12 protein-coding genes are annotated in these 14593 nt (G+C 65.1%); 4 read left to right on the top strand and 8 right to left on the bottom strand.

Annotated elements, in window-relative coordinates:
* The first annotated feature begins 13 nt into the window (after positions 1-13).
* The 3 genes from RX327_RS02460 to RX327_RS02450 all read left to right on the top strand — a co-directional run bounded on the left by RX327_RS02460 (position 14) and on the right by RX327_RS02450 (position 5306).
* Complete coding sequence (locus tag RX327_RS02460; protein ID WP_050383634.1) at positions 14-1078, top strand: substrate-binding domain-containing protein; 1065 nt, start codon at positions 14-16, stop codon at positions 1076-1078.
* A 212-nt stretch (positions 1079-1290) separates the two neighbouring features.
* Positions 1291-3009, top strand: coding sequence for an ABC transporter permease (locus RX327_RS02455; RefSeq protein ID WP_050383633.1), 1719 nt, complete (start codon positions 1291-1293; stop codon positions 3007-3009).
* 191 nt (positions 3010-3200) lie between these two features.
* On the top strand, positions 3201-5306 hold the full coding sequence (locus RX327_RS02450) for a S9 family peptidase (protein ID WP_317249370.1): 2106 nt from the start codon (positions 3201-3203) through the stop codon (positions 5304-5306).
* A gap of 307 nt (positions 5307-5613) precedes the next feature.
* Here RX327_RS02450 and RX327_RS02445 read toward each other — a convergent pair whose 3' ends face one another.
* From RX327_RS02445 to RX327_RS02435, 3 genes are all read right to left on the bottom strand, one after another.
* Positions 5614-6333 (bottom strand): ribonuclease activity regulator RraA, encoded by a 720-nt coding sequence (locus RX327_RS02445; protein WP_317249369.1) that lies wholly within the window; start codon positions 6331-6333, stop codon positions 5614-5616.
* 90 nt (positions 6334-6423) lie between these two features.
* Positions 6424-8163: an L-arabinonate dehydratase gene (gene araD, locus RX327_RS02440; RefSeq protein ID WP_317251439.1), complete on the bottom strand. Its 1740-nt coding sequence runs from the start codon at positions 8161-8163 to the stop codon at positions 6424-6426.
* Between the two features lie 189 nt (positions 8164-8352).
* Positions 8353-8985: a response regulator transcription factor gene (locus RX327_RS02435; RefSeq protein ID WP_317249368.1), complete on the bottom strand. Its 633-nt coding sequence runs from the start codon at positions 8983-8985 to the stop codon at positions 8353-8355.
* Between the two features lie 154 nt (positions 8986-9139).
* Between RX327_RS02435 and RX327_RS02430 the strand changes: the two genes are divergently transcribed.
* A complete protein-coding gene (locus RX327_RS02430; protein WP_050383630.1) occupies positions 9140-9448 on the top strand; it encodes a hypothetical protein in 309 nt (102 codons plus the stop codon).
* Positions 9449-9586: 138 nt separating this feature from the next.
* Here the strand turns inward: RX327_RS02430 and RX327_RS02425 are convergent, their stop codons facing one another.
* From RX327_RS02425 to RX327_RS02405, 5 genes are read right to left on the bottom strand one after another with little or no spacing between them, the layout of a single operon-like run.
* Complete coding sequence (locus tag RX327_RS02425) at positions 9587-9904, bottom strand: PilZ domain-containing protein (protein ID WP_317249367.1); 318 nt, start codon at positions 9902-9904, stop codon at positions 9587-9589.
* Positions 9905-9907: 3 nt separating this feature from the next.
* A complete protein-coding gene (locus RX327_RS02420) occupies positions 9908-10765 on the bottom strand; it encodes a protein-glutamate O-methyltransferase CheR (protein ID WP_317249366.1) in 858 nt (285 codons plus the stop codon).
* Between the two features lie 37 nt (positions 10766-10802).
* A complete protein-coding gene (locus tag RX327_RS02415) occupies positions 10803-11192 on the bottom strand; it encodes a PleD family two-component system response regulator (RefSeq protein WP_317249365.1) in 390 nt (129 codons plus the stop codon).
* A gap of 43 nt (positions 11193-11235) precedes the next feature.
* Positions 11236-11709: a chemotaxis protein CheW gene (locus tag RX327_RS02410; protein WP_317249364.1), complete on the bottom strand. Its 474-nt coding sequence runs from the start codon at positions 11707-11709 to the stop codon at positions 11236-11238.
* 23 nt (positions 11710-11732) lie between these two features.
* The gene (locus RX327_RS02405) at positions 11733-14438 is read right to left on the bottom strand and encodes a hybrid sensor histidine kinase/response regulator (protein ID WP_317249363.1); all 2706 of its coding nucleotides are present in this window, start codon (positions 14436-14438) and stop codon (positions 11733-11735) included.
* Positions 14439-14593 lie beyond the last annotated feature (155 nt).

Below are 14593 nucleotides of genomic sequence, written 5' to 3'. Positions count from 1 at the left end.
ACGGAGCGACGCGATGCGGAAGCCGATTTCCAGACGCGATGTCCTGAAAGGCTCTGCGGCGCTTGCGGTCGGCACGGTGTTCGCGTCACCGGCACGCGCCGCCGCACCCGAGCCGGTCGCGATCACGCCCGATCTCGTCGCGGCCGCGACCAAGGAAGGCAAGCTCGTGTTCTATTCGTCGATGGACCTGCCGGTCGGCGAAAAGCTCGGCAAGGCGTTCGAGGCCGCCTATCCCGGCATCACCGTGCAGATCGAACGTTCCGGCTCGGAGCGGCTGTTCCAGCGCGTGGCGCAGGAATTCGATTCCAACATTCACGCCGCCGACGTCGTCAACAGCGCCGATGCCTCGCATTTCATCCCCTGGAAGAAGAGCGGCTGGCTGATGCCGTTCGTGCCCGAAGACGTCGCGAAACATTTTCCCGACAACTATCGCGACCCCGACGGCATGGCCGTGACCACTCGGCTGTGGCTGTCGTCGATTGCCTACAACACCAACCTGGTGAAGGCGGAGGACGCGCCGAAGAGCTTTGCCGATCTGCTCGACCCGAAATGGGTGGGCAAGATGGTGAAGGGCCATCCCGCCTATAGCGGCACGATCATGACCACGACGTTCCAGATCGTGCGCGAGCTCGGTTGGCCGTATCTGGAGAAACTCGCGAAACAGCGCGTGATGCAGGTGCAGTCCTCGACGGATCCACCCAAAAAGCTCTCGCTCGGCGAGCGCGCCGTGATGGCCGACGGCAATGAATATGGCATCGTGCTCTTGAAGGAAGCCGGACAACCGGTCGAGCCGGTCTATCCGACCGAAGGCACGCCGACGATCTCGGGTCCCACAGGCATCTTCGCCGGCGCGCCACATCCGAACGCCGCAAAGCTGTTCCAGGCCTGGCTGCACACCCGCGAGACCCAGCAATTCTTCGTCGACTTCACCGGCCAATATTCGCTGCACGCCCAGGTGCAGCCGAAGGCCGGCCGGCGCAAGCTTTCCGACATCAGGCTGATGAAAGAGGATCCGGCGGGCGTGGAAGCGATGACAGAAGAGATCAAGACGCGCTATGCGCGGCTGTTTCGGGTGTGAGCGATGGAGGTCGCCGTCACGCTTTCTTGCCTTGCCCCGCTCGCGGGGGGAGGCCGACGCGCATCGCAAGATGCGCGGCGGGTGAGGGGGACTCTCCGCACGCTGTGCTCGCCGAAGCAGCCCCTCACCCCAACCCTCCAAGAGCAAGCTTCGCTTGTCTCGACCCCGCAAGAGCGGGGCGAGGGAGCTGAGACAGTTCACCGCGGGTCAACATGACAACAACAACCACCTCCCCGGCCTCCCGCCCGCGCATCGACTGGACCCGACCCGTACTGTGGCTGTTCGCGGCGGTCCTCATCCTGCTGATCCTGCTGCCGCTGTCGTGGCTCGCGGTGTTTGCCTTCACCGACAAGGGCCGGCATCCGACGCTGCAAAACTTCGTCACGCTGTTCAGCAATCCCGATTTCCTCGATCCGCTGCTGACGACCGCGATCATCGCGACCACGTCGGCGCTGATCTGCTGCATCGTCGCGGCGCCGATCAGCTGGCTGGTGTCGCGCACCGACATGCCGGGGCGGCAGACCATCCGCGCGCTGGTGACGGCCTCGTTCGTGACGCCGCCGTTTCTCGGCGCGGTCGCCTGGGAATTGCTGGCGGCGCCGAATTCGGGACTGTTGAACCAGCTCTACCGGCTGTTCGCCGGCGAGGATGCCGACCCGCTGTTCAACATCTATTCGATGACCGGGATCATCTTCGTGATCTCCTGCTACACGTTCCCGTTCGTGTTCGTGCTGGTGGCCAATGCGCTCGACACCATGCCGGGCGAGTTGGAAGACGCCTCCGCGATCCTCGGCGGCAATGCCTGGACCACCGCGCGGCGGGTGACGATCCCGCTCGCACTGCCCGCGCTAGTCGCAGGCGCCCTGATCGCGTTCCTGCAGGCGATGACGCTGTTCGGCTCGCCGGCGATCCTGGCGCTACCGGCCGGCTTCCACACCATGACAACCAAGATCTGGAGCCTGTTCCAGTATCCCCCGAAGCTCGAGCTCGCGGCCGCCGCCGCGGTGCCGCTGCTGGTGCTGACCGTCCTGCTGCTGCAGGGCCAGAAGGCGCTGCTCGGCCGCCGCGGCTATTCGGTGATCGGCGGCAAATATGGCGCGCCGCGCCGGGTCGAGTTGCGCGGCTGGCGCTGGGCGGCGCTCGGCTTCTGCCTCCTGGTGCTGCTCAACCCGGTATTCCTGCCTTACCTCGCGCTGCTCAATGCCGCGTTCTCGCCGAACGCGACCACGCTGGTGACGCCGTCGACGGCGACGCTGCACAACATCGTCTTCGTGTTCACCGAGCTGTCTTCGACCCAGCTCGCGCTCAAGAACACCGTGATCCTGGGCACCGCGACCGCGACGATCGGCACCATCCTCGCGCTCGTCATCGCCTATGTCACGACGCGCAAGGTGATCGCGGGCCACCGCGTGCTCGGCTTCCTCGCCACTGCGCCGGTCGCGGTGCCCGGCATCGTGCTCGGCGTCGGCCTGTTCCTGAGCTACACGCGGCCGCCCTTCGTACTCTATGGCACGCTATGGATCCTGCTGCTGGCGTTCCTCACCATCAATTTGCCCTCGGCCTACCAGCAATTGCAGGCGGCGTTCGCGACGATCCATCCCGAGCTCGAGGAGGCGAGCCGCATCCTCGGCGCGACCCGGCTGCAGGCGCTGTGCCAGATCACCGCCCCCTTGCTGCGCACCGGCGTGATCGCGACCTGGTGCTTCATCTTCATCGGCGTGATGCGGGAACTGTCGGCGGCGATCGTGCTGTTCACCTCGCAGACCAAGGTGCTCTCGGTCCTGATCTACGACCTCAACGAAGGCGGCGACCTCGCCGCGATCGCGGTGCTCGGCATCGCGATGCTGGTGATCACCTTCGCCGTGGTGCTGGCGGTGAACCGGATTCCGATGTCCGGCGGGAATGCGGGGGCGAGGCTGCGGAACGGGTAGCTCGCTCTGTCCCCACGGTCGTTGCGAGCGAAGCGAAGCAATCCATCGGTCCGCATACGCGGAGCCACGGATTGCATCGTCGCTTCGCTGCTCGCAATGACGAGGATAGTGAGGACGTCCAATCACCCGCCCATCTGGCAATCGCCACATTCATCCCGATATAGAGCGGAACCCCGCACCATGAGGATCGTGTGACCCAATCCACCAAGACATCGCCCCCCGTCGCCCCGCGCCGGCCGCATTCCTTCACGCGCCACGGCATCACGGTGACCGATGACTATGCCTGGCTGAAGGACGCGAAATGGCAGGAGGTGCTGCGCGATCCCTCGATCCTCGATCCCGACATCCGGACCTATCTCGAAGCCGAGAACGGCTACACCGAGAGCCTGCTCGGCCATACCGACGCGTTGCAGAAGCGGCTGGTCAAGGAGATGCGCGGGCGGATCAAGGAGGACGATTCGAGCGTGCCGTCGCCCGACGGCCCCTTCGCCTATTTCCGCCGGTTTCGCGAAGGCGGGCAGCACGAGCTGTTCGGCCGCATGCCGCGCGATGGCGGCGAGGGCCATATCGTGCTCGACGGCGACGCGCTCGCCAAGGACCACAAATATTTCAAGTTCGGCGGCAGCCGGCACTCCCACGATCACAGGCTGCAGGCCTGGAGCGCGGACACCAAGGGCTCCGAGTATTTTTCCGTCCGCGTGCGCGACTGGGCGACCGGGGCGGATCTCGACGACCTCGTCGAGGAGACCGATGGCGGCGTGGTCTGGGCCGCGGACTGCAAGAGCTTCTTCTATGTGAAGCTCGACGACAATCACCGGCCGATGCAGGTGTGGCGACACAGGCTCGGCACCAGGCAGGCCGACGACACGCTGGTCTATGAAGAGCAGGATGCCGGCTGGTTCACGCATCTGCACGAGAGCACCAGTGGCCGCTTCTGCGTGATCGCGGGCGGCGACCACGAGACGAGCGAGCAGCGGCTGATCGATCTCGCCAATCCCGAGGCACCGCCGCGCCTGGTCGCCGCGCGCGAGGAAGGCGTGCAATATTCGCTGGCCGACCGCGGGGACGAGCTCTTCATTCTCACCAATGCCGACGACGCCATCGACTTCAAGATCGTCACGGCGCGGCTCACCGCGTCGGAACGCAGCAACTGGCGCGATCTGATCCCGTATCGCGAAGGCGTCTATGTGCTCGACCTCGATCTCTATGCCGGCCATCTGGTCCGGCTGGAGCGCGCCAACGCGCTGCCGTCGATCGTGATCCGCGATCTCAACAGCGGCGAGGAACACGCGATCGCGTTTGACGAAGCGGCCTATTCGCTGGACACGATGGGCTCCTACGAGTTCGAGACGACGAATCTGCGCTTTGCCTATTCGTCGATGACGACGCCGTCGGAGGTCTACGACTACGACATGGCGAAGCGCACACGCATCCTGCGCAAGCGCCAGGAGATTCCGTCCGGCCACAACGCGGCCGATTACGTCACCACGCGCATCATGGCGAAGGCGCATGACGGCGCCGAGGTGCCGGTCTCAATCCTGCATCGCCGCGGGCTCAAGCTCGACGGCGCGGCGCCGCTCCTGCTCTACGGCTACGGCTCCTACGGCATGGCGATGCCGGCTTCGTTCAGCGCCAATCGCCTGTCGCTGGTCGACCGCGGCTTCGTCTACGCCATCGCCCATATCCGCGGCGGCGCCGACAAGGGCTGGGGCTGGTATCTCGACGGCAAGCGCGAGAAGAAGACGAATTCGTTCGACGATTTCGCCGCCAGCGCCCGGGCGCTGATTGATGCGAAATACACCAGCGCCAAGCGCATCATCGGCCATGGCGGCTCAGCCGGCGGCATGCTGATGGGCGCGGTCGCCAATCGCGCCGGCGAATTGTTCGCCGGCATCGTCGCCGAAGTGCCGTTCGTCGACGTGCTCAACACCATGCTCGACGACACGCTGCCGCTGACGCCGCCGGAATGGCCGGAATGGGGCAATCCGATCGAGAGCGAGCAGGATTTCCGCACCATCCTGTCCTACTCGCCCTATGACAATGTCGCGGCAAAGGACTATCCGGCGATCCTGGCGATGGGCGGCCTGACCGATCCGCGCGTCACCTATTGGGAGCCCGCCAAATGGATCGCGCGCCTGCGCGCCACCATGACGGGCGGCGGCCCGGTCCTGCTCCGCACCAACATGGGCGCCGGCCACGGCGGCGCGTCGGGACGTTTCGACCGGCTCGACGAGGTCGCGATCGTGTATGCCTTCGCGCTGTGGGCGGCAGGGATGGCGGAGAAAGCGGAGATATAGGGCACCGTAGCCCGGATGAAGCGTAGCGAAATCCGGGAACGATCGCGCCGGCTGCGAGAACCCCGGATTGCGCTTCGCTCCATCCGGGCTACGGACCGGTTGGCTTGCGCTGTCCTTCCCCACCGTCGTCCCGGCGAAAGCCGGGACCCATACCGCGTGATCCATCGAGCAAGGAAGTCGCAGTCCCACGGCATTGCCGGTCTTCGCCAAACTCCTCCCTGTGGCTATGGGTCCCGGCCTTCGCCGGGACGACGGTGGAATGTATGGCGATCGCTTATCAAGCGGACGACGGCGGTGGTTGTGGTGGCTACCGCCCCTTCGCCTTCCGCCATTCCGCGAAATCGATCAGCGTCTGCGGGTCGGTGGCGGGATAGAGGCCGAAGATGCCGTGGCCCTTGCCGACTTCCTCGGTGACGAAGTCCTCGAACGCGGTCATCTCGAAGGTCTCGCTCGCGATCTCGTCCGCGAGGTTCGCCGGGATCACGATGACGCCGTCGGCATCGCCCAGGATGACGTCGCCGGGGAACACCGGAGCGTCACCGCAGCCGATGGGAACGTTGATCTCGATCGCCTGGTGCAGCGTGAGATTGGTCGGCGCGCTCGGACGATGATGAAAGGCCGGGAAGCCGAGCCGCGCGATCTCGGCGGAATCGCGAAAGCCGCCGTCGGTGACGACGCCGGCGACGCCGCGCTTCATCAATCGCGTGACCAGGATCGCACCTGCCGATGCCGCGCGCGCGTCCTTGCGGCTGTCCATCACCAGCACAGCGCCCGGAGGGCAATCTTCCACGGCCTTGCGCTGCGGATGCGAACGGTCCTTGAAGACGTCGATCGTGTTGAGATCCTCGCGCGCAGGCATGTAGCGCAGCGTAAAGGCTTCGCCGACCATGGTCGGCTGATCGGGACTTAAGGGATGCACATCCTGGATCATCTGGATGCGCAGGCCGCGCTTGAACAGGGCGGTGGCGACCGTGGCGGTGGAGACGGATTTGAGCTTGTTGCGGGTGGCGTCACTGAGTTTTGACATGATGCTTTGTCCCCGGCTGTCATTCCGGGCACGCGTAGCGTGAACCCGGAATCTCGAGGTTCCGGGTTCGCTTCGCGCCCCGGAACGACGTCAGTAAATCGACGGTTCGCCGATCGGCGCGCCGAAATCGGTCTCGAGGAAATCGAAGTCGCAACCGTCATTAGCTTGCTTGATGTGCCTGGTGAACATCCAGCCATAGCCGCGCTCGAAGCGGGGCTCGGGCTGCTTCCAGGCGGCGCGGCGCCTGTCGAGCTCGGCCTCGCTCACGTCGAGATTGATGGTGCGCGCGGCAACGTCCAGCGTGATGCGGTCGCCGTTCTGCACCAGCGCGAGCGGGCCGCCGACATAGGATTCCGGCGAAACGTGAAGGATGCAGGCGCCGTAGCTGGTGCCACTCATGCGCGCATCCGAGATGCGCACCATGTCGCGCACGCCCTGCTTCACGAGCTTGGTCGGGATCGGCAGCATGCCCCATTCCGGCATGCCCGGCCCGCCTTGCGGCCCCGCATTGCGCAGGATCAGGATGTGGTCCTCGGTGACGTCGAGGTTGAGATCGTCGACCGCCTTCTTCATCGAGGCATAGTCGTCGAACACCAGCGCCGGCCCCGTATGCTTGAGGAAGCGCGGCGCGCAGGCGCTCGGCTTGATGACGCAGCCGTCGGGGGCGAGATTGCCCTTGAGCACGGCGAGCGCGCCCTCCCTGTAGATGGGATTGTGGATGGAGCGGATCACGTCGGCATCGTGGACCTCGGCGCCCTCGATGTTCTCGCCCAGCGTCTTTCCGGTGACGGTGATGCAACCGAGATGCAGATGCGGCTTGATCTGGCCCATCAACGCTGGCAGCCCGCCGGCATAGAAGAAGTCCTCCATCAGATAGGTATCGCCGCTTGGACGGACATTGGCGATGACGGGCACCTTGCGGCTCGCGGTCTCGAAATCGTCCAGGCCAATGTCCTGGCCGGCGCGGCGGGCCTGAGCGATGAGGTGGATGATCGCATTGGTGGAGCAGCCCATTGCCATCGCCACCGCGATCGCGTTCTCGAACGCCTCGCGGGTCTGGATCACCTTCGGCGTCAGGTCCTCCCACACCATTTCGACGATGCGGCGGCCGCATTCGGAGGCCATGCGGATGTGGTTGGCGTCCGCTGCGGGAATCGAGGACGCGCCGGGCAACGCCATGCCGATCGCTTCCGCGATCGCCGTCATGGTCGAGGCCGTGCCCATAGTCATGCAGGTGCCGTAGCTGCGGGCGATGCCGGCTTCGATATCGAGCCAGTCCTTGTCGGAGATTTTCCCGGCGCGGCGCTCGTCCCAATATTTCCAGCCGTCGGAGCCGGAGCCGAGCGTCTTGCCCTTCCAGTTGCCGCGCAGCATCGGGCCCGCCGGCAAATAGATCGCCGGGATGTTCATCGAGGTCGCCCCCAGCAGCAGCGCCGGCGTGGTCTTGTCGCAACCGCCCATCAGCACCACGCCGTCGACAGGATGGCTGCGCAGCAATTCCTCGGCGTCCATCGCCAGCAGATTGCGATAGAGCATCGTGGTGGGCTTGAGCAGCGATTCCGACAGCGACAGCGCCGGCAGCTCCAGCGGCAGGCCACCGGCCATCAGAATACCGCGCTTGACGTCGTCGACACGCGACTTGAAGTGCATGTGACAGGGCTGCGCGTCCGACCAGGTGTTGAGGATCGCGATGACCGGCCGGTCGCGCCACTCTTCCGGCGCGTAACCCATCTGCATCGCCCGCGATCTGTGGCCGAAGGCGCGCAAATCGTCGGGCGCAAACCAGCGCGCGCTGCGCAATTGATCCGGGGTCTTGTTCTTCTTCGTCATCGCCATTGTCTCGATGTCATGGGTCTCGACATTGCTCGCACGCGCGCGGTTCGGGCGCGCCTGCCCTGCGTCAGGCATATACTCGATTTTCTGACGTGTCGTCCCGCGCCCGGCGCAGACGTGCCGTTCGCTCAACGTGCGCCGCACAGGCTCCGCAATGTGGCGATCGGAACGTAAACCGGCCGTGGCCTACTTTTGCTGCGCAGTCATCACGATGCGGATCAGATCGGCGGCATTGCGTGCGCCGAGCTTCTTCATGATGTTGGCGCGATGGTCCTCGATCGTGCGCGGGCTGATGCCGAGCGTGCGGCCGGCTTCCTTGTTGGATGCACCGGAGGCGAACTGCTCCAGCACCTCGCGCTCCCTGCGCGTCAACGGCTCGCGTCCGGGGAAATGCAGCGAGGCGATCCGCGACGCCGAGGTCTCGGCCTGGCGCCTGGTGTAGGCGTCGATCGCCTCGTTAAGACGGCCGACGATCTCGCTGCCGCGGAACGGCTTCTCGATGAAGTCGAGGGCGCCGCTCTTGATCGCGCCGACCGCCATCGCGATGTCGCCCTGACCGGAGATCATGAAGATCGGCGCCGGATAGTCCTCGCCTTGCAACTCCTTCAGGATGTCGAGACCCGACTTTCCGGGAATATGCACGTCGAGCAGAATCGCAGCCGGTGTGCGGCTTCGCGCGACCGAGAGCAGTGCTGCTCCGTCCGCAAAACAGATCACGTTGTAACCAGCGGTCGACAGGACCACTGAAAGCGTCTCGCGAACGGCGGGATCGTCGTCGACTACAAAAATTTCCCCGCGCGGAGCGCCATTCTCAACCATATGCATCGTCCATTAGTGGTGAAACGTGCTGCCCTGACCGCACAAGAACTAACTCGACCATCTCGATCAATGGACCCGTATTTGTACGGGACGTCCGCTTAACGCACAAGTAGCACCGCGTTCCCTAAAAGTGGGGGGCAGTGGAGAAACATGCATGGAAAATGCAGCGTCGGACCGCGTTGCGGCGCGCTTGGACGAGGGCAATGATCCCTGCGGTCTGATCGTGACGGACCTGGTCGCGCTGATTGGCCATGTCCAGGCGAGCCTGCGGCTGATCGAAGCGGCGATTGCGCGAGAGGCCTTGCTGGCCGCGCGGCAGGCCGACGCCGACCCCGTCGTTCTCGACGACGTTACCCCGCGCTACCTCACAGCATCCACCGCCCTGAAGGCATGCGATGCCGGCCTCGGCACGGCGCTCGACCGCCTGCGCGATTCCGGGGCAGCAGCGCGTCTGCTGAACTGACCCGCCGCCACGACAGGTTCGGCCCAACCACCTCGATTGTCCCGACGACGCCCAACCCATCAGGCGACGATCTGTTCCACGCATCGTCCGGATTGGCCGCGGGCCTTGCCCGCTTGGTCGGATCAGGTCGTCCTGACGTCAGGCCCTGGCCCGCTCTTCGTCCGCGGACGATCGCCGTTTGCTCGGCTTGCCCTTGAGAAAGCTGACGTCCATTTCGGTGCCGTTGACGCGGACCAGTTCGCAACGGCGATAGGCAAGTCCGGTCGAGGACAGCAGGAGGAAAAACTCCTTCAGGTTGAGCCCCTGAATGGAACCTTCGACGGTCAGCGAGGCATCAGTGTCGGAGATTGCGTTGAGCTTGCAGTCCCGCCGCCAGGTGCCGTCGATGGCCATGATGCAGACGTCGACACCCCGGCTGAAGGTGACCCGCTCAATGGATTTGCCGTCCTCGGTCATTGCTCAATATCCGACCGCCATGGCAGGCTTCGGCATGGCGAGCACGCCCCGCACCCCGCTCGGCCGGTAGAGGCCGCGCCGCTCCGGAATCGGTCTGAACGTATCGGTCAGTCCGACCACGGTCTCGGCGGCGCCCAGCACCAGGAAGCCGTCCGGCTCGATCTGGCGCGCCAGCCGGTTGAAGATGTTGATCTTGGTGTCCTGATCGAAATAGATCAGCACGTTGCGGCAGAAGATGACGTCGAACGTGCCGAGCTGGGCAAAGTCGTGCAGCAGGTTGAGCTGGCGATGCTGGATCATCGCCCGCAATTCGGGATTGATCTGCCAGGTCTCGCCGGTCTGCTTGAAATATTTGACCAGCATCTGGATCGGCAGGCCGCGCTGCACCTCGAACTGGCTGTAGATGCCGGCCTTCGACTTCTCCAGCACCTCCTGCGACAGGTCGGTCGCGATGATCTCGATGCGCCAGCCGGTGAGGGCCGCGCCCATCTCCTTCAGGCACATCGCCAGCGAATAGGGCTCCTGCCCGGTCGAGCCGGCGGCGCACCAGATCCGCACGCTGCGGCGGTTGGCCCGCGCCTTGATGATCTCGGGCATGATGTGGTCGCGAAAATGATCGAACGGGACCTTGTCGCGGAAGAAGAAGGTCTCGTTGGTGGTCATCGCCTCGACCACCTGGACGGTGTGCGCGGACGAGCCCGCCTTGATCTTGGCGACCAGTTCGGCGATGCCGGAGAGCCCGGTCTTGCGGGCGAGCGGCAGCAGGCGGCTCTCGATCAGATATTGCTTGTCTGCGGACAGGTCGAGACCGGAATGGTCCTTCAGGAGCTTACGCAGATACTCGTAGTCGGGGGGCGTCACGGGAGCCTCACAAGGGACTGAATGGTGAAACTGGGTGTCAGGCTTCGGCCGAAGCGTCGAGCGCCAGCAGACCGACTTCCTGGAATTTCGCCGTCACGATGTCCTTGTCGAACGGCTTCATAATGTACTCGTTGGCGCCGGCATGCAGGGCGCGCGCGATATGAGCGACGTCGTTCTCGGTGGTGCAGAACACCACCTTGGGCTGGTCGCCGCCGGGCATGCGGCGGAGATGGCCGAGGAACTCGAAGCCGTCCATGACGGGCATGTTCCAGTCGAGCAGCACGGCATCCGGCAGCGCGCGCTTGCAGGCGTCGAGCGCGACCGCGCCGTCCTCGGCCTCGATGACGGTGAACTCCATTCCTTCCAGGATGCGGCGCGCGATCTTTCGCACCACGCCGGAATCGTCGACGACGAGACATGTCTTCATGGGTTGGCCTCCTTGTGGAATCCACCGTCTCCGCGGTGGAGTGTTACGCTGCAGCAGCTGTTTTGGGCACCAGCTCGAGGACGCGATCGACGTCGAGGACGACCATGAGCTGGCCGTCGAGGCGGTGGACGCCGCCGGCGAGCTTGGCCATGCGGGGGTCGAGGTTGACGGGGTTCTCCTCCATGCCGGCCTCGGGCAGGCGCAGCACCTCGCCGATCTGGTCGATCAGCAGGCCATAGGATTCGCCGCGCAGGTCGACGCCGACCGCCATCGGCACCTTGCCGTCCTCGGCCTTGGGCAGGCCGAGACGGGCGCGCATGTCGACCACGGTGACGATGCGGCCGCGCAGGTTCAACACGCCCGCGATCTCGCGCGAGGACAGCGGAACGCGGGTGACGCGCTCGGGCATGAACACGTCCTGGACGCGGGAGATCGGCAGGCCGAACAGCTGGCCGCCGATCATCGCGGTGACGTATTCGACCATGGCGCCTTCGCTGGTGTCGGTCTTGCTGGTCATCGCTCTGTTTCCCTCCCGTCCCGTCACGCCGCTTTCCGGATCTCGGCGGTCTGCTCTTTCAGCGCCGCGATCAGCCCGGGACGATCGAACTTGGCGACATAGTCGTGGAAGCCGGCCTGACGGCCGCGCTCGATCGCCGCCGGCGACACCAGCGCCGACAGGCCGATGATCGGCAGTCCGATCAGATTGTGGTCGCTTCGGATGTTCTCGGCGAACTCGAACCCGTTCATGTCGGGCATCTCGATGTCGGTCAGCACCACGTCGAAGGCCTGTCCCGAACGCAGCGCGGCGAGCCCTTCCTGCGCGCCGCCCGCGGTCCTGACCTTGTAGCCGGCGGCCTTGAGCACCGGAGCCAGCATGTTGCGGAAGAAGGCACTGTCGTCGACCAGCAGCACCGACTGCGAGTGCATCGACGGCTTCATCTCCTTGCGGGTGAACCAGTCGGAGAACGCCATCGGCAGGAAGTGGCCGACGTCGATCACCTCGGTGGCCTGGCCCTTGATCACGGCCGAGCCCAGGATGCCCGAACTTGAACCGCCGACCTCGATGTTGAGCCGTTCCTCGACGATGTCGATGATCTCGTCGACGACGAGGCCCATGGAGCGGCCGTCGTCGGCGAACACCAGGATCGGCTGGACGCCCTGGCTGGCAATGGTGACGCCTTCCATGGCCACCAGCGGCATCAGCTGCTCGCGGTACTGCACCATGTAGCGGCCGTTGCTGAACTCGATCTTGTCGGTTGCGAGCTCTTCCAGGCGGGTGACGAGCCCGAGCGGGACCGCCTTGGGCTGGGACGAGCCGGCGCGGAACACCAGCAGCGAGGTCAGCTGCTCGCCGCTTGCCGCATGGGCGTTCGCATTGTCCTCGCCCATGTCATGGGCCGAGGAGCCGGCGGCGCCGAGCGCCTTCGCAATGCCGTTGGGATCGATGATCATGATCACCGCGCCATCGCCCAGAATGGTGTTGCCGGAGAACATGTCGATGTGGCGCAGCTTGGTCGACATCGGCTTGACCACGATCTCCTCGGTGTGGAACACGCCGTCGACCACGATGCCGAAGGTCTGGCTGCCGACCTGGGTCACCACGATGAAGCCGTTCTCGGGATCCGAGGCCGCGCCGTCGTCGATCTTCAAGAGCTTCTTCAGGTGGATCAGCGGCAGCAGCTTGTTGCGCAGGCGCAAGACCGCGGTGTCCTTGATGCGCTCGATGCGGTGCTCGGAGTTGGCGCGGGCACGCACCAGCTCGACCACCGAGAGCTGCGGGATGGCGAAGCGGTCGCCGGCGGCTTCCACGATCAGGGCGGAGACGATGGCGAGCGTCAGCGGGATCTTGATGGTGACCGAGGAGCCTTCGCCGGCCACGCTCTTGATGTCGATGGTGCCGCCGATCTGGTCGATATTGGTGCGCACCACGTCCATGCCGACGCCGCGCCCCGACACCGAGGTGATGGCGGCCGCGGTCGAGAAGCCCGGCGCGAAGATGAACTTGTGGATCTGGGCTTCGCTCATCTTCTCGAGCTCGGCCTCGGTGACGAGACCCGAGGAGATCGCCTTGGCCTTGATCTTCTCGGTGTTGAGGCCGCGCCCGTTGTCGGCGATGCAGATGATGATGTGGCCGCCCTCGTGATAGGCGGACAGGCGAATGGTGCCCTGCTCGCCCTTGCCGGCAGCCAGCCGCTCGGCGGGGGTCTCGAGGCCATGATCGGCGGAGTTGCGCACCATGTGCGTCAACGGATCCTTGATCAGATCGAGCACCTGGCGGTCGAGCTCGGTGTCGGCGCCGTGCATCTCCAGCTCGATCTGCTTGCCGAGTTCGCTCGACAGATCGCGGACGATGCGGGGCAGCTTCTGCCAGGCATTGCCGATCGGCTGCATGCGCGTCTTCATGACGCCTTCCTGCAGCTCGGCGGTGACGTTGGAGAGGCGCTGCAGCGGCACCTTGAACTCGGTGTCCTCGTTGCGCCTTGAGATCTCCAGCAGCTGGTTGCGGGTCAAGACCAGCTCGGAGACCATGGTCATCAGGTGCTCCAGCGTATCCACGTTGACGCGGATCGACTGGTTGGCGATCTTGTCGCCTTCCTGGACATCCTCACCGGCGGCCTTGCGGGCCGGCTTCTTCGCAGGCTCAGCCGGCTCGGCGGCGGGAGCCGCAGCGGCAGGCTTGGCGGCCGGCGCGGGCGCGGCGACTTCGGTCTCGGTCTCGCGGAAGGCGCGCTCGAGCTCGTCGAGCGAGACCTCGCCCGGACGCAACGGGCGCTCCAGCGTCTGCTCCACCAGCGTGCCTTCGGCCGCCTGCACGGACGGGGCTTCGACGACCGGCACGTCTTCTTCAGCAGCAACCGCCATCGCCGCCATGCCCTGCTCGACCATCGCTTCCAGCTTGTCGATGAGGTCGCGGTCGTTGCCCTCCGGCTCGGCTTCGGTCGCCTCCAGCCCGGCCAGGATCTCCTTGATGCGGTCGATCGAGGACAGGATCACCGTCACCGCCTGCCCGGTCACCGGCATGCCGTCACGGAACTTGCCCATCAAGGTCTCGCCGGCATGCGCCAGCGCTTCCAGCCGCGGCAGCCCGAGGAAGCCGCAGGTGCCCTTGATGGTGTGGACCAGGCGGAAGATGTTATCCAGGATCTTGGCGTTGTTCGGCTCCTGCTCGAACTTCACCAGCTGATTGTCGACCGTATCCAGGCTCTCGCTGCTCTCCGTCAGGAACTCGCGCAACAGATCGTCCATGGATAGGTCCCCTCAAGGTGCTACGGAACGCTCGCCTTGCATCGTTAACTTGGCCGGCTTCACGGCGACGTTAATTTTGCCGTCCGTGCAAATACGGACGATGAAGCCCTTCTGCAGTTCGACGACGCATCACGACAACACGGCCGGTCTCACAG

Origin of the sequence: Bradyrhizobium sp. BEA-2-5 (assembly GCF_032918025.1) — a bacterium.
GTDB lineage: Bacteria > Pseudomonadota > Alphaproteobacteria > Rhizobiales > Xanthobacteraceae > Bradyrhizobium > Bradyrhizobium pachyrhizi.
The sequence above is the reverse complement of the archived record's forward strand: the minus strand, read 5'-3'. Positions and strand labels throughout refer to the sequence as shown.